Origin of the sequence: Lactococcus garvieae subsp. garvieae (assembly GCF_029024465.1) — a bacterium.
In the GTDB taxonomy this organism is placed as follows: domain Bacteria; phylum Bacillota; class Bacilli; order Lactobacillales; family Streptococcaceae; genus Lactococcus; species Lactococcus garvieae.
This window is the reverse complement of sequence record NZ_CP118950.1, coordinates 1,476,744-1,501,344: the sequence shown is the minus strand read 5'-3', so window position 1 is coordinate 1,501,344 and position 24,601 is coordinate 1,476,744. Positions and strand designations below refer to the sequence as shown.

At 38.6% G+C, this 24,601-nt stretch carries 32 protein-coding genes, 1 pseudogene and 1 other annotated feature; of the genes and pseudogenes, 23 read left to right on the top strand and 10 right to left on the bottom strand.

The features are described from left to right. Positions 1–29 precede the first annotated feature (29 nt). Positions 30–1,271 (top strand): serine hydroxymethyltransferase, encoded by a 1,242-nt coding sequence (gene glyA, locus PYW30_RS07470; protein WP_042219136.1) that lies wholly within the window; start codon positions 30–32, stop codon positions 1,269–1,271. Between the two features lie 166 nt (positions 1,272–1,437). After that, a complete protein-coding gene (locus PYW30_RS07465) occupies positions 1,438–2,049 on the top strand; it encodes a lysozyme family protein (RefSeq protein ID WP_016170867.1) in 612 nt (203 codons plus the stop codon). A gap of 43 nt (positions 2,050–2,092) precedes the next feature. Here the strand turns inward: PYW30_RS07465 and PYW30_RS07460 are convergent, their stop codons facing one another. After that, entirely contained in the window at positions 2,093–2,368 is a 276-nt protein-coding gene (locus tag PYW30_RS07460) for an acylphosphatase (RefSeq protein ID WP_014025246.1), read from the bottom strand. Positions 2,369–2,430: 62 nt separating this feature from the next. Here PYW30_RS07460 and PYW30_RS07455 point away from each other — a divergent pair, with 62 nt between their 5' ends. Next, a complete protein-coding gene (locus PYW30_RS07455) occupies positions 2,431–3,159 on the top strand; it encodes a TrmH family RNA methyltransferase (RefSeq protein ID WP_042219132.1) in 729 nt (242 codons plus the stop codon). Between the two features lie 28 nt (positions 3,160–3,187). On the opposite strand, the gene PYW30_RS07450 is transcribed toward PYW30_RS07455, so the two are convergent. Beyond that, positions 3,188–3,631, bottom strand: coding sequence for a flavodoxin (locus PYW30_RS07450; RefSeq protein WP_042219131.1), 444 nt, complete (start codon positions 3,629–3,631; stop codon positions 3,188–3,190). 158 nt (positions 3,632–3,789) lie between these two features. On the opposite strand from PYW30_RS07450, the gene PYW30_RS07445 reads away from it, so the two are divergent. After that, positions 3,790–4,647, top strand: coding sequence for a methionyl aminopeptidase (locus tag PYW30_RS07445; RefSeq protein WP_003134314.1), 858 nt, complete (start codon positions 3,790–3,792; stop codon positions 4,645–4,647). Between the two features lie 52 nt (positions 4,648–4,699). After that, complete coding sequence (locus tag PYW30_RS07440) at positions 4,700–5,602, top strand: YihY/virulence factor BrkB family protein (RefSeq protein ID WP_003134316.1); 903 nt, start codon at positions 4,700–4,702, stop codon at positions 5,600–5,602. Positions 5,603–5,642: 40 nt separating this feature from the next. Here the strand turns inward: PYW30_RS07440 and PYW30_RS07435 are convergent, their stop codons facing one another. Together PYW30_RS07435 and arr are read right to left on the bottom strand one after the other, a co-directional pair. Continuing rightward, entirely contained in the window at positions 5,643–6,098 is a 456-nt protein-coding gene (locus PYW30_RS07435; RefSeq protein WP_003134318.1) for a GtrA family protein, read from the bottom strand. Positions 6,099–6,174: 76 nt separating this feature from the next. Next, a complete protein-coding gene (gene arr, locus PYW30_RS07430; RefSeq protein ID WP_042219129.1) occupies positions 6,175–6,588 on the bottom strand; it encodes an NAD(+)--rifampin ADP-ribosyltransferase in 414 nt (137 codons plus the stop codon). 189 nt (positions 6,589–6,777) lie between these two features. Here arr and PYW30_RS07425 point away from each other — a divergent pair, with 189 nt between their 5' ends. The 7 genes from PYW30_RS07425 (at position 6,778) to gndA (ending at position 12,101) form a co-directional block, all read left to right on the top strand. After that, positions 6,778–6,957 (top strand): DUF3272 family protein, encoded by a 180-nt coding sequence (locus PYW30_RS07425; protein ID WP_014025241.1) that lies wholly within the window; start codon positions 6,778–6,780, stop codon positions 6,955–6,957. Between the two features lie 184 nt (positions 6,958–7,141). After that, a complete protein-coding gene (hprK, locus tag PYW30_RS07420; protein ID WP_003134322.1) occupies positions 7,142–8,065 on the top strand; it encodes an HPr(Ser) kinase/phosphatase in 924 nt (307 codons plus the stop codon). A 33-nt stretch (positions 8,066–8,098) separates the two neighbouring features. Further along, the gene (lgt, locus tag PYW30_RS07415) at positions 8,099–8,860 is read left to right on the top strand and encodes a prolipoprotein diacylglyceryl transferase (RefSeq protein ID WP_174412120.1); all 762 of its coding nucleotides are present in this window, start codon (positions 8,099–8,101) and stop codon (positions 8,858–8,860) included. A 133-nt stretch (positions 8,861–8,993) separates the two neighbouring features. Then, a complete protein-coding gene (locus PYW30_RS07410; RefSeq protein WP_042219126.1) occupies positions 8,994–9,347 on the top strand; it encodes a hypothetical protein in 354 nt (117 codons plus the stop codon). 184 nt (positions 9,348–9,531) lie between these two features. Next, a complete protein-coding gene (locus PYW30_RS07405) occupies positions 9,532–9,957 on the top strand; it encodes a DUF948 domain-containing protein (protein ID WP_003134326.1) in 426 nt (141 codons plus the stop codon). A gap of 1 nt (position 9,958) precedes the next feature. Then, entirely contained in the window at positions 9,959–10,558 is a 600-nt protein-coding gene (locus PYW30_RS07400) for a YtxH domain-containing protein (protein WP_042219124.1), read from the top strand. 121 nt (positions 10,559–10,679) lie between these two features. Further along, the gene (gene gndA / locus PYW30_RS07395; protein WP_014025236.1) at positions 10,680–12,101 is read left to right on the top strand and encodes an NADP-dependent phosphogluconate dehydrogenase; all 1,422 of its coding nucleotides are present in this window, start codon (positions 10,680–10,682) and stop codon (positions 12,099–12,101) included. Between the two features lie 99 nt (positions 12,102–12,200). Here gndA and PYW30_RS07390 read toward each other — a convergent pair whose 3' ends face one another. From PYW30_RS07390 to PYW30_RS07375, 4 genes are all read right to left on the bottom strand, one after another. Next, entirely contained in the window at positions 12,201–13,130 is a 930-nt protein-coding gene (locus PYW30_RS07390) for a metal ABC transporter substrate-binding protein (protein ID WP_042219121.1), read from the bottom strand. Then, positions 13,127–13,981 (bottom strand): metal ABC transporter permease, encoded by an 855-nt coding sequence (locus tag PYW30_RS07385; RefSeq protein WP_042219118.1) that lies wholly within the window; start codon positions 13,979–13,981, stop codon positions 13,127–13,129. The genes PYW30_RS07390 and PYW30_RS07385 overlap by 4 nt, the downstream gene beginning before the upstream one ends. Positions 13,982–13,986: 5 nt before the next feature. Continuing rightward, positions 13,987–14,721 carry a metal ABC transporter ATP-binding protein gene (locus PYW30_RS07380; RefSeq protein ID WP_014025233.1) on the bottom strand — a complete coding sequence of 245 codons (735 nt, stop codon included), beginning with the start codon at positions 14,719–14,721 and terminating at the stop codon, positions 13,987–13,989. A 357-nt stretch (positions 14,722–15,078) separates the two neighbouring features. Further along, positions 15,079–16,011 carry a dihydroorotate oxidase gene (locus PYW30_RS07375; RefSeq protein WP_019299583.1) on the bottom strand — a complete coding sequence of 311 codons (933 nt, stop codon included), beginning with the start codon at positions 16,009–16,011 and terminating at the stop codon, positions 15,079–15,081. A 160-nt stretch (positions 16,012–16,171) separates the two neighbouring features. Between PYW30_RS07375 and PYW30_RS07370 the strand changes: the two genes are divergently transcribed. The 3 genes and pseudogenes from PYW30_RS07370 (at position 16,172) to PYW30_RS07360 (ending at position 17,130) form a co-directional block, all read left to right on the top strand. After that, the gene (locus PYW30_RS07370; protein ID WP_003134338.1) at positions 16,172–16,498 is read left to right on the top strand and encodes a PadR family transcriptional regulator; all 327 of its coding nucleotides are present in this window, start codon (positions 16,172–16,174) and stop codon (positions 16,496–16,498) included. Next, positions 16,498–16,857, top strand: coding sequence for a DUF1048 domain-containing protein (locus PYW30_RS07365; protein ID WP_042219116.1), 360 nt, complete (start codon positions 16,498–16,500; stop codon positions 16,855–16,857). The genes PYW30_RS07370 and PYW30_RS07365 overlap by 1 nt, the downstream gene beginning before the upstream one ends. 1 nt (position 16,858) lies before the next feature. Beyond that, positions 16,859–17,130: pseudogene (locus PYW30_RS07360) on the top strand (DUF1048 domain-containing protein). Between the two features lie 39 nt (positions 17,131–17,169). Here the strand turns inward: PYW30_RS07360 and PYW30_RS07355 are convergent. Beyond that, positions 17,170–17,340: a DUF3042 family protein gene (locus tag PYW30_RS07355; RefSeq protein WP_014025228.1), complete on the bottom strand. Its 171-nt coding sequence runs from the start codon at positions 17,338–17,340 to the stop codon at positions 17,170–17,172. Between the two features lie 32 nt (positions 17,341–17,372). Continuing rightward, the gene (locus tag PYW30_RS07350; RefSeq protein ID WP_003134343.1) at positions 17,373–17,573 is read right to left on the bottom strand and encodes a DUF3042 family protein; all 201 of its coding nucleotides are present in this window, start codon (positions 17,571–17,573) and stop codon (positions 17,373–17,375) included. Between the two features lie 170 nt (positions 17,574–17,743). On the opposite strand from PYW30_RS07350, the gene PYW30_RS07345 reads away from it, so the two are divergent. The 8 genes from PYW30_RS07345 (at position 17,744) to rplT (ending at position 24,584) form a co-directional block, all read left to right on the top strand. Further along, a complete protein-coding gene (locus tag PYW30_RS07345; RefSeq protein WP_042219112.1) occupies positions 17,744–19,171 on the top strand; it encodes a polysaccharide deacetylase family protein in 1,428 nt (475 codons plus the stop codon). Between the two features lie 131 nt (positions 19,172–19,302). Then, positions 19,303–20,196: a tRNA (adenosine(37)-N6)-dimethylallyltransferase MiaA gene (miaA, locus tag PYW30_RS07340; RefSeq protein ID WP_042219110.1), complete on the top strand. Its 894-nt coding sequence runs from the start codon at positions 19,303–19,305 to the stop codon at positions 20,194–20,196. Continuing rightward, a complete protein-coding gene (locus tag PYW30_RS07335) occupies positions 20,186–20,854 on the top strand; it encodes a hypothetical protein (protein ID WP_003134348.1) in 669 nt (222 codons plus the stop codon). The genes miaA and PYW30_RS07335 overlap by 11 nt, the downstream gene beginning before the upstream one ends. A gap of 48 nt (positions 20,855–20,902) precedes the next feature. Then, positions 20,903–21,796 (top strand): SPFH domain-containing protein, encoded by an 894-nt coding sequence (locus tag PYW30_RS07330; protein ID WP_003134350.1) that lies wholly within the window; start codon positions 20,903–20,905, stop codon positions 21,794–21,796. Positions 21,797–21,890: 94 nt separating this feature from the next. Beyond that, a complete protein-coding gene (locus PYW30_RS07325) occupies positions 21,891–23,051 on the top strand; it encodes a family 20 glycosylhydrolase (RefSeq protein ID WP_042219108.1) in 1,161 nt (386 codons plus the stop codon). Positions 23,052–23,141: 90 nt separating this feature from the next. After that, positions 23,142–23,268: a sequence feature (ribosomal protein L20 leader region), on the top strand. After that, entirely contained in the window at positions 23,244–23,819 is a 576-nt protein-coding gene (gene infC / locus PYW30_RS07320; RefSeq protein WP_080567137.1) for a translation initiation factor IF-3, read from the top strand. (Overlaps the previous feature by 25 nt.) Positions 23,820–23,848: 29 nt before the next feature. Then, positions 23,849–24,049 carry a 50S ribosomal protein L35 gene (gene rpmI, locus PYW30_RS07315; RefSeq protein WP_003133063.1) on the top strand — a complete coding sequence of 67 codons (201 nt, stop codon included), beginning with the start codon at positions 23,849–23,851 and terminating at the stop codon, positions 24,047–24,049. A 175-nt stretch (positions 24,050–24,224) separates the two neighbouring features. After that, entirely contained in the window at positions 24,225–24,584 is a 360-nt protein-coding gene (gene rplT, locus PYW30_RS07310; protein ID WP_003133061.1) for a 50S ribosomal protein L20, read from the top strand. Positions 24,585–24,601: the final 17 nt, after the last annotated feature.

Sequence of the window (24,601 nt, the reverse complement as noted above, 5' to 3'; positions counted from 1 at the left end):
AAGCATCGTATAAGGCAAAGGAGACACACATGGAAATTTATAATTTTGAAGCGTTTGATCCAGAACTTTGGGCTGCTATACATGCCGAAGAAGTTCGACAACAAGAAACAATTGAGTTAATTGCCTCAGAAAATATCGTATCCCCAGCGGTACGTGCAGCTCAGGGATCTGTCTTAACAAATAAATACGCAGAAGGTTACCCCGAAAAGCGTTATTATGGTGGGACAGAAGCTGTAGATGTGGTGGAAAACTTGGCCATCGAACGTGCCAAAGAACTCTTCCATGCAGACTTTGCTAATGTGCAGCCACACTCTGGCTCACAAGCCAATGCAGCAGCTTACATGGCCTTGATTGAGCCTGGTGACACTGTATTAGGTATGGATTTGAATTCTGGTGGGCATTTGACTCATGGTTCTCAAGTCAACTTCTCAGGTAAGATGTATAACTTTGTGTCTTACGGACTTAATTCAGAAACAGAATTGCTTGATTTTGACGAAATTGCAGCCCAAGCTGAAAAGCATCGCCCAGCACTTATCGTTGCTGGTGCATCGGCTTACTCTCGTATTATTGATTTTTCAAAATTCCGTGAGATTGCAGACAGTGTCGGTGCAAAATTGATGGTAGACATGGCTCATATCGCTGGTCTTGTGGCTACAGGTCATCATCCAAGTCCTTTTCCTTATGCAGATGTAGTAACCTCTACAACACATAAAACATTGCGTGGCCCACGTGGGGGGCTCATTTTGACCAATAATGCGGAGCTAGCTAAAAAAATCAACAGCGCTATTTTCCCTGGTTTACAAGGTGGTCCCTTGGAACATGTTATTGCTGCTAAAGCAGTTGCCTTTAAAGAAGCCTTGTCACCAGAATTTTCAACTTATATTGATCAAGTAGTGAAAAATACAGCAGCCATGGCCGATGAATTTAGCAGAGCTGGTTTACATGTTATCTCAGATGGTACAGACAATCATCTCTTCCTCGTCAAAGTAACTGAGCTTGGAATTAACGGTAAAGAAGCACAAAATCTCCTTGATACAGTTAACATTACCCTCAATAAAAACTCTGTTCCTGGTGAGGAACTTAGTCCTTTTAAAACAAGCGGTGTGCGTATTGGCGCCGCAGCAATCACTAGCCGCGGCATGAAGGAAGAGGAGAGCCGTAAGATTGCACAAGCAATTATTAAAGCATTATCCAATAAAGATGACGAATTTGCTCTTCAAGAAGTTCGCCAATTTGCATTAGATTTGACAAAAGGGTTTCCTTTAGTCTAGAATATAAGTACGACTTTTTTAACAAAATTTCCACCAACCGAATAAAAATGAACAGTGATAAGTAAATAAAGGTGGAAATGCTAGAGAAGTTTTTAACATGAGATGGCATATAATAACAACTGGAATTGAGACATGAGCCGTCGAAAAAATGATTAGGAATAGATAAATGTTGAAAATTTTGAAGCTATTCATCAAGCTTGCGCTACTGGCAGCAGTGGTCGGAGCAGGTTTTTACGTGCACCGAACTTATAGGAACGTAAAAAACGTGATGCAATATGAAAAATCGGTTGATGCAACCCTAAAAGCTCAAGGCTTAGAGGGAGATACAAAGCTTGCATTAGCTATTATTTATACAGAGACAAAAGGGAATGCTGTGGATGTTATGCAGTCGAGCGAAAGCTTGAATGGCAATCAAAATAGTATTTCAGATGAAGATAAGAGTATCGCACAAGGTGTTTCAAACCTTTGTAAAGTTTTAGAGTACGCTGAAGACAAAAAAGTTGATATTTGGACAGGCGTTCAAGCATATAACTTTGGTCAATCCTATATAGATTATGTTGCGAAAAATGGTGGAAAAAATAATTTAGAACTTGCTGAAAAATATTCACGTACAGTTGTAGCACCTAGCTTGGGAAACACCACAAATGCAACCTATTATCATGTGACGGTTGACTCTTTGATGAACAGTGGGGGAAAACTCTACGTTAATGGTGGCAATATGTATTATGCCAATGAAGTCAAGTGGCATTTGATGCTTCTTAATCTTTTTAACTGGTAAAACAAAAAAAGACTGTTTAAGGCAGTCTTTTTTTGTTTGTTCATTAATATTTAATATCGAAATTTTTAAAGTCCGGGAATTCGTCTGGATAGATTTCGAGATTTGTGACTGAGGCAAAAGGAGTGGGGCCTTTACGAAGTTTATCTTCGAAATCTGACAAAGCTTTCTGGCTATCTGACTGGACATAAAGTCCCACCGTACCGTCGGAATTATTCCACACGCGTCCTTTGAGTTTGAGTTGACGCGCGATTTGGACCGTACCATAACGGAAACCGACACCTTGTACCTGTCCGTGAGCAATCATTTTAACCTTATACATCCTTACACCTCCTTATAGGAAAATAAAAAATCTTCATGTATTCTATGTTATAATTATAGCAAATGGAAATTATTACAGCAAAAGACAATAAAAAAATAAAAGAAGCACGTAAACTGCTGACAAAGAAAAAATATCGTAAAAATTCTTATCTTATTGAAGGCTTTCATTTGCTAGAAGAAGCTGTCAATTCGGGAGCGAAAATTTTACAAATTTTTGTGGAAGAAAACAAATATCAACACGTTTCACACCTAGAAAATGTTCTTGTAGTGAGTTCAGAAGTTCTGAAAAGCCTATCGGATGCTGGAACACCGCAAGGTGTTGTCGCTGAGGTAGCTTTCGAAGAAGTGAAAGTTGAGTTTGGGCACGGTAAGTATTTAGTCCTTGAAAATGTCCAAGATCCTGGCAATGTCGGAACGATGATTCGAACAGCAGATGCTGCAGGTTTTTCAGCAGTACTTTGTATGGGGGATACGGCAGATATTTATGCTCCAAAAGTGATGCGAAGTATGCAAGGAAGTAACTTTCATATTCCTGTTTTGTCTGTGGCAGATTTTACGGAATTACAAGAAGCGCACATTCCTCTTTATGTTACCACTCTGTCCAACCGGTCCATCAGTCACAAAGAACTTGTAGCAGAAGAGGACTTTGCCTTAGTGATGGGGAATGAAGGTGCGGGTGTTTCTGATCGAGCAGTAGCTGTAGCGGATCAACTTGTCCATATTGAGATGCCTGGACGCGCAGAGTCTTTGAATGTCGCAGTGGCCGCAGGAATTTTGATGTTTAGCCTATAAAAAAACTGCTCATAGGCAGTTTTTTCTTTTATTGAACTTTGGCTGCTAAAGTTTCTGCAAAATTCTCAAGATTTGTAATATCTTCATCTTCAGCATTCAAGTCCACTTTGACAGATTCTGCACCTTTCTCAGCTCCAGTAAGTGCAAATTGTTCCTCAAACATGTCAACACAAATACAGAAATCATCATAGAAAGTATCTCCTGAACCACAGACACCAAATGTTTTTCCAGAAAGATCAACATCTTGCAAATCTTCATAGAAATCAACGATTTCATCTGGCAATTCACCATCGCCATAAGTATAAGTGGCAACAATGCAAAGATCCGCATCTTCAAATTCGTCAGCGTCAACTGAAGTACACTCGTCCAAATCTACATCAAGACCTAAATCTTCCAATTTATCAGCAACGATTTCCGCGATTTCTTGCGTATTGCCGGTCATACTTGCATAAACTACTTTTGCTAAAGCCATTTTTTGCTCCCTTGTGAAATTTATATAACAAAATTATATCAAGAAATTCCAGAAAAATCAGCTCCTATGCATTTTTCGGTACTTTCTACCACAGTATTTTTATGATAAAATAGGAGTATCATTACGATTAAAGAAATATTTAGAAGAAGGTAAAAATAGTGATTACATTAAAATCTCAACGTGAAATAGATCAAATGGATCGTGCCGGCTCTTTATTGGCAAGCATCCATATCGGTTTGCGTGATTTGATAAAACCAGGTATCGACATGTGGGAAATCGAAGAATATGTACGAAAAGTCTGTAAAGAAAATAATACGCTTCCTCTCCAAATCGGTGTAGATGGTTCAATTATGGATTATCCTTATGCCACATGTTGTTCACTGAACGATGAGGTGGCGCACAGTTTTCCACGCCACATGAAATTAAAAGATGGCGACCTTATCAAAGTAGACATGGTTTTGGGTATGGTTGAAGATGGTTCTGTTGATGTTTCAAAACTTGATTTTGATAATGTTCCTGAGATGAAGAAATATACGGAAGGTTTCAGTGGAGCCATTGCAGATAGCTGCTGGGCTTATGCCGTAGGCACACCATCAGAAGAAGTGAAGAACCTTATGGATGTGACACGTGAGTGTCTCTATCTCGGAATCGAACAAGCTGTTGTTGGTAACCGTATCGGTGACATTGGAGCAGCTATTCAAGAATATGCAGAAAGTCGTGGTTATGGTGTAGTTCGTGACCTTGTCGGTCATGGTATGGGGCCAACTTTCCACGAAGATCCACTGGTGCCACATTACGGAAAAGCTGGACGTGGCTTACGTTTGCGTGAGGGTATGGTTTTGACCATTGAACCCATGATTACGACAGGGACTTGGGAAATTGATACCGATATGGAAACAGGTTGGATGCATAAGACATTGGACGGCGGTTTATCTTGTCAATATGAACATCAGTTTGTCATTACCAAAGATGGTCCAGTAATTTTGACAAGCCAAGGAGAAGAAGGCACTTACTAAGAAGTCTCTTCTATCTTATGAAGACAGAAAAATGAAAGGAGGAGAAGACCAGATGAAAGCTCTTTTTCAACGTGTATCGTCTTGGCAAACTTTGAAAGACTTCATGAACTTTTATAAAAGTTCAGAGATGTCCTTATCAAGTATTGCTGTGGCTTATTACTTGCTTTTATCCATTTTCCCGCTACTTTTGATTTTTGCCAACATTCTCCCCTTCTTAAATCTTGATATTGATATGATCTTGGATGTGCTTCATGATCAGATCCCGGATCAGATTTATGATATGAGTGTCGGATTTATCCGAAATGTCTTAGAAAATCCCAATACAGGATTACTTTCGATTTCCGTTTTGGCTGGTTTTTGGACATTTTCTCGCGCACTTGCGACCTTACAGATGGCTATGAACAAAGCTTATGAGGTTTCAGAACATCGTGATTTCATTCTCAGCCGAATCATTGGTCTAGTTGTTGGCTTAGGGCTCATGGTTATGCTCTCTTTAACTATCTTGATTTCAACATTTGGTCAGGTGATTTTGACCTATGTGCATGAGAACCTCTTTGCCTTTGATGATCGACTGTATCGGACATTGCAAACAGCTACCTTACCAGTTGTCATCATTGTTGTGCTTATTTCTTTGATTTTACTGTACTTTGTCTTACCCAACGTCAAAATACATAAGTTACGTTATATTATGCCCGGGACCATTTTCTCTACTTTGGTTCTTGTGGCCCTGCCTCATTTTTTTGGGGCCTATTTAAGTCGAGCTTTAGGGCAAATGCGTGACTTTAAACTGGTTGGTTCCTTGCTTATTTTTGGTTTAATGATTTGGTTTATTTTCATTGCTAAAGTTATTATCATCGGAGCGGTATTCAACGCCACTTATCAGAAAAAGTCCTTTGGTCAAATCGAAACACGACGTGGTGAGATTGTTGCTTTTATTAAAGAAATTAGAAAATAAAAAAACGTTCTGTTTTGGCAGACGTTTTTTTATTATACATTTATACTTTCGCTTTTTTACGGAAAACAATAAATTTTGAATAGAAATAGTTCAAGACAATATTCAATACTTGGATGGCCAGTGAAAGAGCAAGAACGACTACTGGTTTTTTCAAGTGCAAGAGATCCATCAAAATCTCCGGATGACTATCGATAAACCACCATTTCAGAACAATAGCCAAAAGCATGAAGAATAAACGTCCAGCAGCAAAGTTAAGGAAATCACGGAAAATATGCGTAGATTTATGTTTGAAAACCCAAATTTTATTGGTAAAGAAAGCAAAGATAATACTGACAATTTGTCCGATTGCCTCTGAAATCGCCCCCGCATTTATCCCGGGGTGATTAAGCAGATAAAAGCTTGACTGCATAAAGACGTAATAGACAAGGGTCGTCAAGACACCGAAGACGAGATAAGTGAAAGCCTCAGTCTTAGCAAAGTTTTTAATTTTTTCCATAGCACCTCATTTTACCAAAATTGTAGTTTTTTTGCCAGATGATACATGTTTAAAATATAGTCGGATGTAAGGGGGCTTAATTAATAATGGTTGTTTTACTGTTTGTCGCACGTGTGGCAATTTTTTCCCGTAAAATGTCAATCTTATCTTGTGGTTGTCGCGCCCAATCGGTCACCTCAGCAATTACTTTTAATGGTGTAGTAGAGCGATAGGAACGTGTGGGATTACCCGAGAATTTTTTATCGGTGACATTGGGATCATTTTCATAAGGACCTGTTGGCTCCACCAGATAGACATGTGGCACCTCAGCTTTTCCAGCAGCGATTTGGGCAGCAAAGCCAGCGCCATCTTTTAAAGCTGTAAAATAGATATGATTCATAGTCACACGTGAATCATAATTAGAGACAAAACCCGCCCTTAAATAATCCCCTATTTTGAGTTCGACTTTCGTCCCGTGGTAGAAAGGACCTTCATCATGTACTTTTTCCATTAGGTAATCTTCTTTCTTAAGTTGATTTCAAAGCTGGCGATACGCGATGATCATAATGTATTATACAGTATCCCGCAACTTTTTTCTATCAGGAAGAAAGTGAAAAAACAAGTGTAAAAAAGTGACGCTCTGGTAAAAATTTCGTTTAGCATATTTGACCTCCGTTCTTGGGTATGATAAACTTAATCTATGTTAAAATCACGATTTTACTCTTTTATACTTGGAACAATCATTGAAGCATGGATTTTCTCCATCGCCTTTTTTCAGGCACAGTGGTTTTGGTTCTTTATCGCAAGCTTCCTTTTAGGTCGCAGAATTTATGTGGCTTATAAAGTAGACAAGTTTGTAAAACTTAGCAAGATCAAATAATGGAGAACATCCATTATTTTTTTTTTACTATTTTTAGGTCTGAGATGAACCAGTATACTAAGTTATATTTTGGCTATTGAAAGGGAATAAAATATTAAACTCTATATTATATTAGCCAAAGCAAAAAGGATTATTGTTTATATTTTGATATAATAAGGAGAGAAAAAGACGATAGGAGACGGTTATGACAGTCACAGTACAAGATCTCATCAAAAAAATAAAATTTAATGTTATCTATTCGACGGAAACAGCACTTCAAAAAGAAGTGACCACCTCAGATATTTTACGCCCAGGTTTAGAGATGTCTGGTTATTTTGAATACTTTACCCCTGAACGGATACAACTTTTCGGGATGAAGGAATGGTCCTACATGATGAACGAGGTAGGTGATGCGCGTTATGATATTCTCAAAAAGGTAATGACGGAGATAACTCCTGTTGTTATCGTTGCACGTAATCTTGAAATTCCGGAAGAGATGGTGAATGCAGCGCGTAAGCATGATATTGTCTTGCTACAGTCACGTGAGACAACTAGCCGTCTGAACAGCATCCTGACCTCTTACTTGGATGAAGAGCTGGCAGAGCGTGTCAGTGTACACGGAGTCTTGATGGACATTTATGGTGTGGGTGTTTTGATTCAGGGAGCAAGTGGTATTGGGAAATCAGAAACGGCTTTGGACTTGGTGGCGCGTAACCACCGTCTCGTGGCTGATGATCGTGTCGATGTTTTCCAAAGAGATGCCTTTACTTTAGCGGGGGAACCGGCGCCAGTTTTGCAAAATTTCTTGGAGCTTCGTGGTGTTGGTATTATTGATGTTATGAGTTTGTACGGTGCGCGTGCGGTCAAGGATCAAACGGATATTGATTTAACAATTTATCTTGAACCTTATGAAGTAGGGGGCGAATTTGACCGTTTGGGTAATGGTGTGAAAAACATTATTCTTGCAGATGTTGAGGTGCCACAGATCAAGATTCCTGTAAAAACAGGACGTAATGTCTCCACAATTATTGAGGCTGCCGTGATGAACTATCGTGCCAAAGATATGGGCTATGATGCAACGGCACTTTTTGAAGATCGTTTGACACATTTGATCGAAAACAATAGCTAAGGAGTGAAAGTGAATTATTTTCCATATTTAGCAATGAATAAGATTGCTTTAGAGTCAGGACCCTTTTCCATTCATTGGTATGCGATTTTCATTGTGACGGGGGCTGCCCTAGGTGTCTGGCTGGCATGTAAGGAAGCACCACGGAGAGGATTGACCTCAGATGATGTGATTGACTTTATCTTATGGGCTTTCCCAATCGGTCTGATCGGTGTCCGGGCTTATTACGTTGCTTTCCAATGGGATTATTATAGCCAACATCCGAGTGAAATTATCGCTCTTTGGGATGGCGGAGGTGCAATTTATGGCGGTCTGATTGCGGGAGCAATTGTCTTGTTTGTCTTTTCTTACTATAGGATGATTAATCCTCTGGATTTACTGGATATAAGTATTCCTGGTGTATTAATCGGACAAGCTTTTGGACGTTGGGGAAATTTTGTCAATCAGGAAGCCTATGGTGATGCAGTAAGCAACTTAAATTATCTGCCGACCTTTATTCGAGAGCAGATGTTTATTGATGGCGCTTATCGAATACCCACTTTCCTCTACGAAAGTATTGGAACCTTTTCGGGCTTTCTTCTCATTATGATTTTCCGCCATCGTATTCCAGGACTTAAGCGTGGTGAAATCTTTGCTTTCTACCTTATCTGGTATGGAGCGGTTCGCTTTATTGTGGAAGGCATGCGGACAGACAGTCTGATGTGGGGAGCATTCCGTGTATCACAGGTCTTCTCAGCCCTAATGATTGTTGCGGGTATAGCGTTTGTGCTCATCAGACGTTTGAAAAAAATTGATTAAGAAAAAAATGTACAAGTGTATCTTTTGTAGTAAGGCAAAAGGTACATTTTTTTATTACATTACAAAAAAGTAAGCTCAGCTTCATGTCAGTACGCGTAAAATAGAGATATTAAGAGGAGAAGAGGAGCGAAAAATGAAACATACACTTGCACTTGTGACAACTGTTGGGCTTATCACATTTTGTGTTTTTAATATACTCCATCAACAAACGGAAACCGTCCGTAGCCTTCCCTCGGATACTCTCGGCACTCACAAAACATCTGCCCCATCGAAAAAGAAAAATGTAAATGTTCTTGACATTTATGCCAAGAACATGAAAAAACGAATCGTTTTTCCAGATAATGAAGAATCGCTTGACGAAAGCGGACAGAAAGATCCAACTGTACAAAAAGCCAAGGATTCAGCAGAATTTTACAGCAAAATCCCCACTTTCATCACGGAGCTTGTCAAAGAAGCTGCCAATCTCTCACATAAGCTTTTCCGGTAAGGTCTCGTTTTTTCTGAGGAAAGAATAAAAAAGGGATAAATATAAAAATCCTCTGAAAACACTGGTACGAGTGCCCTAAATATCTCGGAGAAAATTATGTGCCAAATTAGTTTATAAAAAATATTAATTTTGCTATAATAAAGTGAAATTACCGTTTGAATTTAAGCGGTTTCGGAGGTGAAGTATGGGAGAAATTAGTGTACAAAATATAGCCTGGCTGATCATTGCAATTGCTTTTGCAGCTTTGGTTATCTTCTTAATTGTACTGTTAGTTAAAGTTTCAAAGGTTGTTGAGGAAGCCAATCGTACGGTGAAACTCGTCTCTAGTGATGTCGATGTTTTGCTTCACCAAGCGGACGGCTTGATGGCGAAAGCCAATGTTCTTTTAGATGATGTTAATGGAAAAGTTGCAACAATTGACCCTCTCTTCGTTGCAGTAGCAGAGCTTTCAGAGAGTGTTACTGCGGTGAATAAAAGCAGTCGCGACATGGTTGAACGTTTCTCAAGAAAATCGGGAACGGTTGGTCGTTCAGCTTCGACTTTAGTATTGGCTAAAACAGCAAACAAATTTATGAAGAAGAACAAGAAAAAGAAAGTGGAGGATAAATAATATGTCTAAAAAATCAGGATTTTTAGCAGGAGCTTTGATTGGTGCCGCTGCAGCTTTGTTTTTCGCCCCTAAAAAAGGAAGCGAAATGCGTGAAGATGCGAGTAAGATGTATGACGACTTTAAAGACGATCCAGAAGCCGCATTGAACAACTTACGCGATTTTTCGACAGAAAAATTCAATGATATCAAAGAGCGTTTTGATTCAGGAGAAATTTCTGCAGACTCAGCAAAAGATTATTTGACAAGTAAACGTGATTTGATTAAAGAAAAAGTTGATTCAGGTGAACTTTCAAAAGACTCTGTTATTGAATTTTTCAACAGCACACGGGATGCAATAGTTGATAAAATCAATCAAGCGAAAGAAGATACTGAAGAACTTTTTGATGAGAACGAATCAGAAATTACTGACGAAGTAGTGGAAAAAATTGCTGAGTTCAAAGAAAAGTTGGATGACAGTGCGGATACAGTCGCAGAAAAGGTCGAAGATGTTAAAGAAGATGCTGCAGAAGCAGTAGAAAATAACGTCGACTTTGGTAAAATTTCTGAAGAAGCCGGAGAGCTTGAAAAAAAAGCTAAAGACCTCTCAGGTACAGAATGGTAAAAGAGATGCTGTCTGCGGACAGTTTTTCTTTTTGTAAAAATGTTACAGTGTTTATTTGAGCTTTTGTAAAGAAATTGCGTTATAATAGTTTTATCAAAAATAAAAAATCGGAGGATTTACAATGACTCAAGCTAACTTTGGCGTAGTCGGTATGGCCGTAATGGGTAAAAACTTAGCCCTCAATGTTGAATCACGTGGATATACGGTTGCCTTATTTAATCGTACGACTGCAAAAACAGAAGAAGTTGTAGCTGAACATCCAGATAAAAATTTTGTTTTGACAAAAACAATCGAAGAATTTGTAGCTGCGATTGAAAAACCACGCCGTATTATGCTTATGGTACAAGCAGGTCCAGCAACAGATGCGACAATTCAAGCACTTTTACCACATTTGGATAAAGGGGATATCTTGATTGATGGTGGGAATACACATTTCCCAGATACAATGCGTCGTAATGCAGAGCTTGCAGACTCAGGTATTAACTTTATTGGTACAGGTGTTTCAGGTGGTGAAAAGGGCGCTCTTGAAGGTCCTTCAATCATGCCTGGCGGACAAAAAGAAGCTTATGATTTGATTGCACCAATCTTTGAACAAATCGCAGGTAAAGCACCTCAAGATGGCAAACCATGTGTGGCTTATATGGGCCCTAATGGTGCAGGACACTATGTAAAAATGGTCCACAATGGTATCGAGTATGGCGATATGCAACTCATTGCTGAATCTTATGATCTTTTGAAACGTGTACTTGGTCTTGATAATGCTGAAATCCAATCTATCTTTGAAGAATGGAATGAAGGCGAATTAGACAGCTACCTTATCGAAATCACAAAAGAAGTCCTTAAACGTAAAGATGATCAAGGTACAGACGGTTATATCGTGGACAAAATCCTTGATAAGGCCGGAAATAAAGGAACAGGTAAATGGACATCACAAAGTTCGCTCGATTTGGGTGTTCCATTACCATTGATTACTGAATCAGTGTTTGCACGTTTCATCTCAACCTATAAAGATGAACGTGTGAAAGCAAGCTCAATCTTATCAGGTCCAGAAGTGAAATTCTCAGGCGACAAAGCTGAAATTGTGGAAAAAATCCGTCAAGCGCTCTATTTCTCAAAAATTATGAGCTATGCCCAAGGTTTTGCTCAACTCCGCCAAGCTTCTAAAGAATACGATTGGGATCTTCCTTACGGTACCATCGCGCAAATCTGGCGTGCAGGATGTATCATCCGTGCTGAATTCTTGCAAAACATTACAGATGCTTTTGACAAAGATGCTAACCTTGAAAACCTTCTCTTGGATGAATACTTCATCGATATTACAAAACGCTACCAAGCAGCAGTACGTGATGTAGTAAGTCTTGCTGTTCAAGCTGGTATCCCCGTACCAACGTTCACAAGTGCAATCAGCTACTATGATAGCTACCGCTCAGCAAACTTGCCAGCGAACCTTATCCAAGCACAACGTGACTACTTCGGTGCCCACACATACGAACGTAATGACATGGAAGGAATCTTCCATTATGATTGGTATACAGAAGACTAAAAGAGAAACCTCGCTGAGCTCAAGCTCATGTATAAGAGGATATCAAAAAAAACTACCAAGAAGTTGGTAGTTTTTTTGATATCCTTAAGAAAATGGTGATTACTTACCACTTAACCCATCAGTGATATGGTCAATATTCCATTTGAGCATATCGTAATAGGTGTCACCTTTCTGACCTTCGTCAGCAAGTGAATCAGTAAAGATTTTCGAGTAGATTTTTACACCGGTTTGTCTAGAGACAGATTCCATCGTTTTTGGTGAAACGCTGGTTTCCACAAAGAGTGCTTTTACATTTTTATCTTTAACAATCGTGTTGATACGGTTGAGTTGGGCTGGTGTACCTTGGTTGTCTGTATTGATTTCCCAGATATATTCAGCTGTAAGGCCGTATTGTTTTGAGAAGTACTTAAAAGCACCTTCACTGGTAACCAAGATTCGGTCTTCCTCCGGAATGGTTGCAATCTTAGCTTTTGCTTCTGTGTCCAGCTGTTGTAGCTTATCTGTATATGCTTTGAGATTTTTTTGATAATCTTCTTTATGCTGAGGATCTTTCTTTGAAAGTTCCTTTTCGATATTTTGGGCATAAATAATGCCGTTTTGAATATTCAGCCAAGCATGCGGGTCTTCTTCACTTTCTTTGCCTTTTTCACTTAAGTGAATGGGAGTAACACCTTGGCTAACCATAAAGGTTGAATCTTCTTTACGACTATTTTTAATCAGCTTATCAAACCAACCTTTTCCAGTTTCCAAATTGAGGCCATTGTAAAAAACAAGGTCGGCTTTTTCGACTGCTTGAGTGTCATTGGGTTTCGGATCGTACTGATGAGGATCCGTGCCACGTGGGACCATGCTATAAACATCCACATGGTCTTTCCCGATATTTTCGGCAATATCGGCAATGATGGAGTAGGTGGTTACAACCTTAAGTTTATCAGATGCCATACTTTCTTCTTTTTTAGGCGAGCATGCTGTAAGAAGTAGCAGAAGTGAGGCTAAAAGGGCAATTAAAGAGAGCTGTTTGCGGTTCATGATTGAGGTCCTTTCTTAGGATAGCGGATAAATCCGTTGCGAGGGCTGAGGAAGAAGGAGAGGGCAAAGGTAAGTGCCCCAACGATTACAATGGTTGCGCTTGTAGGCAGATCGTATTGGAAGCTGATAATAACGCCCAAAATACCAAATAATACACCTAAGACAGAAGACATCGCGATCATATATGGCAATTTATTTACCCAGAGGTAAGAAATAGAGGCAGGAATGATAAGCATGGCAACCACAAGAACAATTCCGACTTGTGACAAGGCAGAAATTGTAAAAAGTGTCAGCAAAATCATCAATAAATAGTGATAAAAAGTATTGTTTAAACCATAAGCTTTAGACATAGTTGGATCAAAGGAAGTAATAAGTAGCTCCTTGAAGAAGAGTTTGACTACCAGAACAACAGCAATCAATAAAACGAAAGACTGAACAAGTTCGTGTGGAGTAACGGCAAGGATATTTCCAAAAAGAATATGGTTAAGGTCTGCACCACTTTCAGCTTTTGTGATTAATATGATTCCTAGAGCAAAGAAGCTACTTAGGATAATACCAATCGAAGCATCTGTCTTCAAATTACTATGTTTGATGATAAATTGAATCAGAATGGCACCTAAAATCCCAGATACTGTTGCGCCAATCAAAACATTTATCCCTAGCATGTAGGAGACAGCAACCCCAGGCAAGACAGCGTGAGATAAAGCATCACCCATGAGAGAAAGACGTCTCAAGACGATAAAACTCCCTAAAATTCCGGAGATTATCCCTAATAAAATGGAAGCGATAAAAGCACTCAGCATGGTTACAGTAAGGCCTGTTATATCTGAAAGAAAAAATAAAATATCCACTGAGACTAGCCCTCGCTTTCCTTGATGATGATATCGCCTAAGGCTTCACCGTACGCTCTTTGAAGATTTTCATTAGTGAAAGATTGGGCAGTATAATCAGCACAAATAAGTTTTTTATTAAGAATAACCAGATAATCAAAATATGCTTTAACGTTATGAAGATTGTGGTGAACAATGATAATCGTTTTACCATTCTGGCGTAACTCTTCAAGTATATTAATGATGATTTTTTCGCTCATCATATCGATACCCACAAAAGGTTCATCTAAAAAGTAATAGTCAGCTTCTTGGGCCAGTGCACGAGCGATGAAAACACGTTGCAATTGTCCGCCAGACAAAGCACTTAACTGGCGCTCTTTAAAATTGTCCAAGCCAAGTTTATGAAGTGCATGTTCCGCTTTTTGTCTTTCTTTTTTACGGGGCTTTTGAAAGAGTTTTAAGTTGGGATATGTACCTGTCAAAACGGTATCAAAGACCGTGATTGGAAAGCTAAGATCAATTTCGCTACGTTGTGCAACATAGGCAATCTTTCTCTTGAAAGTTTTGAGTGGGGTTTCATCGATGGTGACTGAACCGGATTTGGTTGGGATCATCTCTAAGATGCTTTTCATCAAAGTTGACTTCCCCGCACCGTTAGGTCCAATAACTCCTGTACAGGAGCCTTCAGGTATATGTAGTGATATATTTTCTAAGGCAAGGTTACCTTTATATTCGACGGATAAATTTGAAATTTTTAACATTATTTTCCTTGTTTTTAAAGTTCACAGTGAGCTACTGTTGGCGCCCAAGATTTAGTTTGGTGTCGATAGCGTGTTTTGAGTTTTTGAAAATTTGGGTATATAAAAATAAGCTTCATACTGAAGGTAGTGTGAAAGGTATGTAGATTAACATTTCTTTCTATAAATTTTGTTTTCTTCCTGCTCTGTCTTAGCATGAAATGGAAGGGCATGAATTCTAAAAAGTAAAAAATAATTTCTTGTATGAAGTCTTAAACACTATTTTACAGCACATGCTAAATAAAGTCAAGTTATTTATAGGGTATCCTATAAAAATTGGAAAAGAAAAACTAAGGTTTTGCCTTAGTTTAATTTTTATATTTAGAGACTTTTGAGTTTACCACGGAATTCGTCAATAGATTGATAGCCTTTTTTGTCCATGATTTCTTGAAGTTCTCTACGGATTCTTGTGAAAATTTCTGGACCTTCTTTGTGGAGGGCTGTCCCAATTTGGAGCATGCTTGCACCACAGAGAAGATGTTCAAAAGCATCTTGACCTGTTTCGATACCGCCTGTTCCGATGATTTGTATTTCTGGTTTAAGACGTGTGTAGAAGGCACGCACATTGGCTAAAGCAGTTGGTTTGATGTATTGACCACCAAGACCGCCGAAACCATTTTTAGGTTTAATCACAACAGCTTCCTCTTCAGTATCGATATAGAGGGCATTTCCGACACTGTTGACAGAGTTGACGTAAGTGAGGGGAAACTTGTTAAGAATATCAGCCATTTGATCGAAATGTGCCAAGTCAAAATATGGCGGAAGCTTAACACCCAAAGGTTTTTTGAAGAAAGCAAATACTTTTTCTAACAGTTGCTCTGTTGCTTGGAAATCATAGGCTAATTGAGGTTTACCTGGTACGTTTGGACATGAGAGGTTAAGCTCAGTAATACCTGAAAATGCGCTCTTTTGAATACTATCCAGCATTTCAAGATTTTCTTCGGGACTCATACCAGCAATGGAGAAAAAGATTGGTGTATCTTGATTTTGTTGTACTTCCAAAACATAATCTAGGTAATAGTTGAACCCTAGATTAGGAAGACCCATAGAGTTAATGCTTCCTAAATCTAAGTCGACATAACGCGGAGAAGGATTGCCTTCTCTCTTTTCCAAGGTACAGCTTTTAGTGATATAAGCGCCTGCATCAGATTTTTCTAATTCTTGCAGATCCTCGATAGTCATACAATGTACACCAGATGCATTCATAAAAGGATTGGCAAATTTAGTGTGAGCAAAAGTTGTTTCTTGTTTCAAGTCTCTAAAACCTCTTTCATAATTTTTACTATTCTACCACGATTAGATGAGAAATCAAATGATTAAGCTTAAATGGCGTAAGAAAAAGTATTTCACTTTGTTACGCCACTAATATGTGTTACTATATAGGTGTACTTAGTAATACATATTAGGAGTGGTAATGGAAAATAATACGGAAATGCTCAAGGGTGTTTTAGAAGGTTGTGTCTTACAAATCATCAGCCAAGGAGAAACCTATGGTTATGCCATCACACAGCAATTAAAAGAATTAGGATTTACTAACGTAGCAGAAGGCACAGTTTATACGATAACTTCTCGGCTTGAACGGCAAAACTTACTGGAGACAGAAAAAAAAGCCTCAGAAAAAGGTCCATCACGTAAGTTTTTTAAGTTGAATACTGCGGGAGAAGAGGAACTGGCAGCATTTTGGGTGCGTTGGGATTTTATCTCAGAAAAACTTTCTGAGATAAGAAATAAGGAGAAATGATGAATTTTTGGGAGAGAATAACAGGAAAAGATATGACTGTGGCGAGGGCAGATTTTGCAGCAAGAGTGAAACGTCTGCCAGAGAGTTACCAACGCATATGGGCAGAGCTTGATGAAGAAATCCAAAGATATAGTGATTTGACAGGGAGAAATCTTATCCCCATCATGAGTAGCTTACTTGAATTTTTTGAAGAAACAGCATTTGATCATGAAGATGTTTCAGCTGTCATTGGTGAGGATAAGGAAGCTTTTGTTGCGGAGCTGTTCGATCAACGACGTCCCATCCCCAATAAATCCTACCGAGACAAATGCCGCGAGCAACTTAATCGAAATGTAGCAAAAAAATTAGGGAGACAATAGAATGAAGCTCAAGGAAATCATTGAAGAAAAAAAGAGTGGTACGCTCTTCAAAATGCTGTGAAAAAACTACCAAAGGATTATGGTATCGTTTATAAGGAGATTCAGCGATATTTTTTTAAGATTGGTGTTTCTGATCTTCAGGTTCTTGGAGAATTGCTTGCCATTTTTGAAGAGGGTGTGAAGCATAATCAAGCTGTGCTTGACGTTACAGGGAACGATGTTGCGGCTTTTAGTGACAGCTTGCTTGATCAAAAAGAGAATTTTGATAAATAAAAAATGCGTTCTACATGTAAGTAGCACGCATTTTTTTAATTAATGAGCAATACGTTTACGGTTTGCTTTTTTACGACTTTCTTGAGCAAACTCCCATTTATGTTCAATCGGGTCAACAACACGTTTTTTGTAGATTGCGCCTGCAGTGAATAAAGCAGCAAGAGTGACAATGTTACCGGCAACGAAACCAGTGATGAGATTTTTATTCATAGGTAGACCTCCAAAAGTAATTTTAGTATGTTTTAGCGCGCAAGTCGTTTGCGTTTTGCACGTTTTTGACTTTCAGCAAAAGCGTCTTCTTTAAAGGTAGGACGCATTTCCGCATCAATTAATCCCTTATGTTTAGCAACCATTACCGCAGTACCGGCAACTGTAATTTCAATGGCTTTACCTATTAGGTAGCCCTTAAGATATTTATTCATGCTCTCCTCCTTATTGTCCATAATCATCCTATGTTACTTTGATAAACTTATAAAGTTATTATAACATTTGTCGGGCTCTATACCCAATATTTTAAGCTTCTTTTCCTAGAAAGTATACTAAATATTTGAAAGTGTCAAAAATTATTGTTATCTTAACAGTAGAGACATATAGAGGAGAAAAAGAGGCAATCATGAAGAAGAAAGTGCTGAAAGCAGGAAGTGCGATACTAGCGCTTGCGATTGTTTTCGGAGCAGCCAGCATACTGGTGAAAACAACAGAAACAGAAAAAGAAAACAAGAAGACTTCCGTGAATACTTATATTCGAAGCATAGCATCTAAAGAAGTAGGGATTGAAACGAAGCAGGAAGACCAAGGTTATCATATCTTGATGAATTATCCCAAGACAAAAAATAAAGTGATTAATCAAAAGTTGGAAGAATTTTCCAATCATGAACTTTCTTCTTTTAAAGACTGTACACCAGAGAAGGATACGGATGAGAAGGGTTCATTGTTTCAATCCTTTGAAACTTATGAGTTTTCCCCAGATATCGTGAGTTTCAAATTTAATGTGATGCGCAAAAGCAATGCGCGTGTCCAAGCTGAAAACCAAGTCATCACTAAAACTTACAATTTGAAAGAAAATAAGGAGTTACAGCTTTCTGATCTATTTAAGGACAAGGACGATCTCAGCAGTATCGCACAAAATATTTATGAGAAAATGGTGAAGCTCCAAGAGAATTCAAATCAGAGGGCCAAGCAGGTATTAAGTGCGGGATTGCAGCCGATGGAGAAAAATTTTAATGCTTTTATCTTGGATAATAAATGTCTGGATTTCTTTTTGAGACCGGGTCAAGTCAACAGTAGTACAAACTTATATACTAAAGTTTCAGTGCCACTGAGTGAGTTAGGCGAGATTGTCAAACCACAGATTTTAGTGGGGGATTTAAAAGAAGAAGCGCAACATTCGAAAATAAAAATTCCTTCTGCTCAACAGGTGCAAAGTAAAGCGCTGGCACATAAGAAATTAGTGGCTTTAACTTTTGATGATGGACCAGACCCACAAACTACACCACGCTTGCTTTCCATTTTAAAGAAGGCAAATGTTCCTGCGACATTTTTCGTACTCGGAAACCGTCTGGAACTCTATCCAGAATTAGTTAAAAAAGAACATGCTTTAGGAAATCAAGTGGGCTCACATACGTATAATCACGAGAATCTGCCACAACTCCCTGCAAAACAAGCACAAGATGAAATCAAAAAAACTTCAGATTTGATGCAAAAGACAGTGGGGATTCGTCCTCAAGGCTTACGCCCTCCTTACGGTGCCACAACACCTCAAATCAATAAAATGGCACAAACCCCGATTATTCAGTGGAGTGTAGACTCTTTAGATTGGGAAAGTAAAAATGTGGATCAAATTGAACAAGTTGTCATGAATGAAGTTTATGATGGCTCCATTATCCTCATGCATGATATTTATGATACCTCTGTCGATGGGGCAGCAAGAGTGATTCAAAAACTAAAAAATCAAGGTTACACATTTGTAACAGTTAATCAACTCATACAAGCACGTGGCAAACTTGAAAATTCACACGTTTATTACAATGCAACACAATAAATGAAATCCTCATGTGTAAGATGAGGATTTTTATATGGTAAAAGAGTTCCTAAGTAGAAAAATGCTATAATAAAAGAAGATATCTTCGTACACCGGACAAGAAAGATAAGAAAATTAATAGAAAATATTATATGAAAAAAAATAAGGTAATAGTCGTGGTCGGACCAACAGCTGTAGGTAAAACAGCTTTAGGTATTCAGCTGGCCCAAGTTTTTGATGGTGAGATTATTTCAGGCGATTCGCAACAAGTCTATCGTGGGCTGGATATCGGGACAGCCAAGGCAAGTCCAGAAGAACAGTCCGCAGCAGTGCATCATTTAATTGATGTACGAGATGTAAATGAAAATTATTCTGCTTTTGACTTTGTTCAAGAAGCTACCGTTTGCATAGAGCAAATTATTTCTCGAGGAAAGCTTCCGATTATTGTCGGTGGCACGGGGCTTTATATCCAGAGTCTTGTTGAGGGGTATCACTTAGGAGGGCAAGAAAATCATGAGGCAATGATGGAACTGCGTCGAAGCTTAGAGAAACTCTCTGATGAAGAGTTATTTGCGCGTGTTTCCCAAGATATTCCTGAGTTGAATCGGCGAAGGGCAATGCGTTTTCTTGAGCTGGAAGCTTTTGGTACAGGTGAAAATCAAGCGTCTGACTATGAGTTTTGTCTTCTCGGTCTGAATGCAGAAAGAACAATACTCTATGATCGAATAAATCATCGGGTAGACGATATGTTGGAACAGGGCTTACTTGAAGAAGCACAAGCTTTATTTGAAAATCACCCCGAGGTTCAAGCTGCAAAAGGTATTGGCTATAAGGAGTTTTTCCCTTATTTCTCAGGGGAAATCTCACTTGAAGAGGCAGTGGAACTTGTAAAAAGAAATTCACGAAGATATGCGAAACGTCAATTGACTTGGTTCCGCAACCGGATGAATGTCGATTTTTACGATGTCTTTGCTGAAGATTACCCAGAAAATGCTATAATATGTGCAAGAGAATTTTTAAATATGGAGGAAAAAAGTGAAAAATAAGGAATATATTGATTTAGGTTTGAAATACGGAGGCTACATGGCTCAAGACCGTGTCTTTTTGGAAAATCGTTTAGCAAATTTAGACGATGAAAAGGAAAAAATGCTGTTGGTGACTCCGCCTTCAAGTGTAATCAATGCTTATTTTGCAGAACTTTATCAAAAACGTTCTCCCCAAGATGCTACAGACTATTTCTTTGAGTTGTCACGTGATCTGAAGATGTTTCAAGCCCAGCCTAATTTTCATCTTGAAGGAAAAGAAGGAACAGAAAATTTCCGCTTTATGCGCTTAAATCTATCCGGCAAATCTTTTGGTTTTTGCTACCGCAATGCGCAGGAAGAAGCGGTTGTCTTTAGTGAGTTTCCACTGAAGATGACGGCTCAAATCATTTATGAAGTCGCACAGATTTTTCCACATTATGTTTTGGAACAAGAAGGCGATTATATCATTATGAGAAAGGCGAATTTTGAAGGTCAATTCACCGATGCACAAGAACTATCCGATTTGACAACTGCTGATGAAAATGATGATTATATTCGTTTGACAGGCTATAATTTTGAGGATTTGGTGCTTCAAGCTGAAAAAATTCGTTACATTCATCCTCTCCTCTATCAAGCAGAGCAAAATAAGTGCTACATGTACATTTCTAAAGGATTTTGATTGGAATATTCTAAAGAATAAAGTATAATTAAAGGAAAGGAGAGTTTTATGTTAACAGTTTCACTTATTATTACCGTGCTCGTCATTATTATTATTTTGGCGAGTGCAGGAACATTGTTTTATGTGATTAAACAACAAACGGTTGCGATTATCGAACGTTTTGGGAAGTATCAAACGACATCTTCGGCCGGATTCCATGTAAAATTACCTTGGGGAATTGATCGTGTTGCGGCACGGATTCAACTGCGTCTTTTGCAAAACGAAATGACCGTTGAAACAAAAACAAAAGATAATGTTTTTGTGACCATGAATATCGCAACGCAATACCGTGTCAATGAAGAAAATATTAAAGATGCCTACTATAAACTGATGAACCCTTCTGAGCAAATTCAAGCCTACATTGAGGATGCGCTTCGATCTGCTGTGCCTAAGTTGACTTTGGATGAAGTTTTCGAGAAAAAAGACGAGATCGCTTTGGAAGTACAGCATCAAGTTGCAGAGGAAATGACAACCTACGGTTATATTATTGTGAAAACATTGATTACACGTGTAGAACCTGATGCCGAAGTTAAGCAATCAATGAATGAAATTAATGCCGCTCAACGTAAGCAAGATGCATCACAAATGCTTGCGAATGCTGAGAAAATAAAAATTGTAACTTCTGCTGAAGCCGAAGCCGAAAAAGATCGCTTGCGTGGTGTGGGTATTGCTGAACAACGTAAAGCTATTGTTGACGGACTCGCTCAACAAATTATTGAAATTAAAAATACTGGAGCAAGTTTAACAGAAGATCAGATTATGTCCATTCTTTTAACCAACCAGTATCTTGATACGCTTAACCAATTTGCTGAAGCAGGAAATTCTACAATTTTCCTTCCAGCCAGTGCAGATGGTATAGAAGATATGCGTACACAAATTTTGAGCGCATTGAAAGCAAAATAAAAAAATCGTCTTTGGACGGTTTTTTTATTGTATGTTTTGTTATTTTGTTCTCATTTTGTTATAATTTTTGTATAATGAAAAAGGAGAGCTGTGAATGAAGCAAAGAAAAGTCTTCAAGATATGGGGATTAATGGTACTCGTTATGCTTTTAATGATGATGTTAAAACAGACAGGGGTTCAAGCAGATAAAAAGCCACCAGCAGTGATCGCAGAAAAAGGGATAACTTTGGATATTTCACGTAAATTTTATAAGAGTCAGGTTATCAAAAAGTTTATTGATGATTTGAGTAAATATCCGAATAGTTTTCTACAGCTGCATATGACCGACAACCAAAATTTGGCTGTGGAGATGTCCGCGGTGGAACAAACGACTGAAAAAAACGCTATTTATCAAGACGGACAATGGATAAACACGCAAACCAATCGCCCTTTTCTTTCGAAAAAGGAGCTGGTAGATTTGGTTGCTTACGCGCGCTCAAAAAATGTTGTTTTAATCCCAGAGGTAGAGGCTCCTGCCCACATGCAAGCTATTATGGACCTTTTGAAAGTCAATGATCCTGAGCGATATGATGCCATTAAGCTACCTGATGGAGCGCCAGATCAGTTTAATCTGATTGATTACTCTAAGGCTGAGTCACTCAAATTTGTTCAAGAAATCTTGGCAGAATACACACCACTTTTTGCCGGACAAGCAAAGCGCTATTTTCATATCGGTATCGATGAGATTGACTGGTTGCCTGTTGAATCAAACATGAATTTAGTGAACTACGTGAATGCTTTAGACAATTTTTTAAAGAGTCAAGGTTATACAACGAGAATGTGGAATGATCGCGTGGCTAAAGCAGATCTTCCTGCCTACAATAAAGACATTCAAATCACTTATTGGACACAGATTGGTGGTTGGGATATTAATAGCACGGACGAGAGAGCAACTTTGGGTCGAAAATATACAGCAAGTGCTCAAGAACTTTTAGATGCAGGATTTAAAGTCTTAAATTACAACGCTTATTATACTTATTTCCTTCCAGGTCAGCGCATGTGGCAACCAGAGAGTTATGCTTACACGATTAACGATTTAGTAGAAAATTGGGATTTATCTAAGTTCGAATTGAATAGCGGAAATCAAGTAAGATCAACAGAAAACGTTGTAGGTTCAGCCCTCAGCTTTTTGGGGGAAGAAGCAGGAGATTATACAGATAGCCAAATTCAAAAAAAGATGCAAGATTTTGTGAAAGCCTATTTAAAGAAGAAGTGATGAAGTGAGGTGAAAAATCAGTAAATAAGAGATGGTGTAAAAAAATTAAGTAGGTGTTGACAGAAAATAATTTTGTGGTATAATAGAGAAGTTGAAAAGCAGAAGCACCCGCTTCTCGCCTGAGTGGTAATAGCCCTGGGCAACAAAATGGAATTATTCACAAAACGAATGTTTTCATTAGCGGGGCGCATTATGCGTTCCGCTTTTGTTTTTCTAAAAAAATATTTTAGAAGGAGAATAGACATAGCAAAGCAAGACAACAGAAAACCTTTGATGAACGGTCAAATCCGTTCACGCGAAGTACGTCTTATCGGTGCTGAAGGCGAACAGCTTGGTGTTACACCTACAGCTGTTGCACTTACTCAGGCCGAAGACCTTAACATGGATTTGGTTTTGATTTCAAATCAAGAACCACCAGTTGCAAAAATCATGGATTACACTAAATTCATGTTTGAGCAAAAGAAAAAGCAAAAAGAAGCTAAGAAGAAACAGGCAACTGTTACTTTGAAAGAAGTTCGTTTGAGTCCAGTCATTGATAAAAATGACTTCAATACAAAACTTCGTCAAGCAACAAAGTTCCTTGAAAAAGGAGACAAAGTTAAAGTTTCGATTCGCTTTAAAGGTCGTATGATTACTCACCAAGATGTGGGTCGTCAAGTAATGGATGAATTTGCTGAAGCAGTGAAAGATATCGCTGTGGTAGAGCAAAAAGCCAAAATGGATGGTCGTCAAATGTTCTTACAATTGGCACCAATCAAAAAGAACTAAGTTCTTATTATTAACCAAGGAGAATTAAAATGCCAAAACAAAAAACTCACCGCGCATCAGCTAAACGTTTCAAACGTACTGGTAATGGCGGTCTTAAACGCTTCCGCGCTTACACTTCACACCGTATGCACGGTAAAACTGTAAAACAACGTCGTCAACTCCGTAAAGGCCGTATGGTTTCAGCAGGTGACTTCAAACGTATCCGTCGTATGGTTGCGAACATGCGTTAATAACAGTTCTGTGGACTGTTATGCATGGATACATTGCTGTCCCAATAACATTTCACGACTGATTAACTCATAAGCATTACATAAGACTTATAGGATTTCACTCGAAATCAATCAACCATTTAAATTAACTGTCAATGACAGGATAAAAATTTTCTAAGAAACAAGGAGAACACACATGGCACGTGTTAAAAATAGCGTTGCAACTCGCAAACGCCGTAAACGTATTTTAAAACTCGCTAAAGGTTACTACGGTTCTAAACACCGTCTTTTCAAGACAGCTAAAGAACAAGTAATGAACTCATACTACTACGCATTCCGCGACCGTCGTCAAAAGAAACGCGACTTCCGTAAATTGTGGATTGCACGTATCAATGCAGCTGCTCGTATGAATGGACTTTCATACAGCAAAATGATGCACGGTTTGAAATTGGCTGAAATCGAAATTAACCGTAAAATGCTTGCTGACATCGCTATTGCTGACGCAGCTGCTTTCACAGCTCTTGCTGAAGAAGCTAAAAAAGCATTGGCTAAATAATTTTAAAAACTTCCTTT

Bases quoted from the DNA above. Each gene is read 5' to 3' on its own strand.
- glyA (WP_042219136.1), top strand. From the start codon at position 30: ATGGAAATTTATAATTTTGAAGCGTTTGATCCAGAACTTTGGGCTGCT.
- PYW30_RS07465 (WP_016170867.1), top strand. From the start codon at position 1,438: ATGTTGAAAATTTTGAAGCTATTCATCAAGCTTGCGCTACTGGCAGCA.
- PYW30_RS07460 (WP_014025246.1), bottom strand. From the start codon at position 2,368: ATGTATAAGGTTAAAATGATTGCTCACGGACAGGTACAAGGTGTCGGT.
- PYW30_RS07455 (WP_042219132.1), top strand. From the start codon at position 2,431: ATGGAAATTATTACAGCAAAAGACAATAAAAAAATAAAAGAAGCACGT.
- PYW30_RS07450 (WP_042219131.1), bottom strand. From the start codon at position 3,631: ATGGCTTTAGCAAAAGTAGTTTATGCAAGTATGACCGGCAATACGCAA.
- PYW30_RS07440 (WP_003134316.1), top strand. From the start codon at position 4,700: ATGAAAGCTCTTTTTCAACGTGTATCGTCTTGGCAAACTTTGAAAGAC.
- PYW30_RS07435 (WP_003134318.1), bottom strand. From the start codon at position 6,098: ATGGAAAAAATTAAAAACTTTGCTAAGACTGAGGCTTTCACTTATCTC.
- arr (WP_042219129.1), bottom strand. From the start codon at position 6,588: ATGGAAAAAGTACATGATGAAGGTCCTTTCTACCACGGGACGAAAGTC.
- PYW30_RS07425 (WP_014025241.1), top strand. From the start codon at position 6,778: ATGTTAAAATCACGATTTTACTCTTTTATACTTGGAACAATCATTGAA.
- hprK (WP_003134322.1), top strand. From the start codon at position 7,142: ATGACAGTCACAGTACAAGATCTCATCAAAAAAATAAAATTTAATGTT.
- lgt (WP_174412120.1), top strand. From the start codon at position 8,099: ATGAATAAGATTGCTTTAGAGTCAGGACCCTTTTCCATTCATTGGTAT.
- PYW30_RS07410 (WP_042219126.1), top strand. From the start codon at position 8,994: ATGAAACATACACTTGCACTTGTGACAACTGTTGGGCTTATCACATTT.
- PYW30_RS07405 (WP_003134326.1), top strand. From the start codon at position 9,532: ATGGGAGAAATTAGTGTACAAAATATAGCCTGGCTGATCATTGCAATT.
- PYW30_RS07400 (WP_042219124.1), top strand. From the start codon at position 9,959: ATGTCTAAAAAATCAGGATTTTTAGCAGGAGCTTTGATTGGTGCCGCT.
- gndA (WP_014025236.1), top strand. From the start codon at position 10,680: ATGACTCAAGCTAACTTTGGCGTAGTCGGTATGGCCGTAATGGGTAAA.
- PYW30_RS07390 (WP_042219121.1), bottom strand. From the start codon at position 13,130: ATGAACCGCAAACAGCTCTCTTTAATTGCCCTTTTAGCCTCACTTCTG.
- PYW30_RS07380 (WP_014025233.1), bottom strand. From the start codon at position 14,721: ATGTTAAAAATTTCAAATTTATCCGTCGAATATAAAGGTAACCTTGCC.
- PYW30_RS07370 (WP_003134338.1), top strand. From the start codon at position 16,172: ATGGAAAATAATACGGAAATGCTCAAGGGTGTTTTAGAAGGTTGTGTC.
- PYW30_RS07365 (WP_042219116.1), top strand. From the start codon at position 16,498: ATGAATTTTTGGGAGAGAATAACAGGAAAAGATATGACTGTGGCGAGG.
- PYW30_RS07355 (WP_014025228.1), bottom strand. From the start codon at position 17,340: ATGAATAAAAATCTCATCACTGGTTTCGTTGCCGGTAACATTGTCACT.
- PYW30_RS07350 (WP_003134343.1), bottom strand. From the start codon at position 17,573: ATGGACAATAAGGAGGAGAGCATGAATAAATATCTTAAGGGCTACCTA.
- PYW30_RS07345 (WP_042219112.1), top strand. From the start codon at position 17,744: ATGAAGAAGAAAGTGCTGAAAGCAGGAAGTGCGATACTAGCGCTTGCG.
- miaA (WP_042219110.1), top strand. From the start codon at position 19,303: ATGAAAAAAAATAAGGTAATAGTCGTGGTCGGACCAACAGCTGTAGGT.
- PYW30_RS07330 (WP_003134350.1), top strand. From the start codon at position 20,903: ATGTTAACAGTTTCACTTATTATTACCGTGCTCGTCATTATTATTATT.
- PYW30_RS07325 (WP_042219108.1), top strand. From the start codon at position 21,891: ATGAAGCAAAGAAAAGTCTTCAAGATATGGGGATTAATGGTACTCGTT.
- infC (WP_080567137.1), top strand. From the start codon at position 23,244: ATGCGTTCCGCTTTTGTTTTTCTAAAAAAATATTTTAGAAGGAGAATA.
- rpmI (WP_003133063.1), top strand. From the start codon at position 23,849: ATGCCAAAACAAAAAACTCACCGCGCATCAGCTAAACGTTTCAAACGT.
- rplT (WP_003133061.1), top strand. From the start codon at position 24,225: ATGGCACGTGTTAAAAATAGCGTTGCAACTCGCAAACGCCGTAAACGT.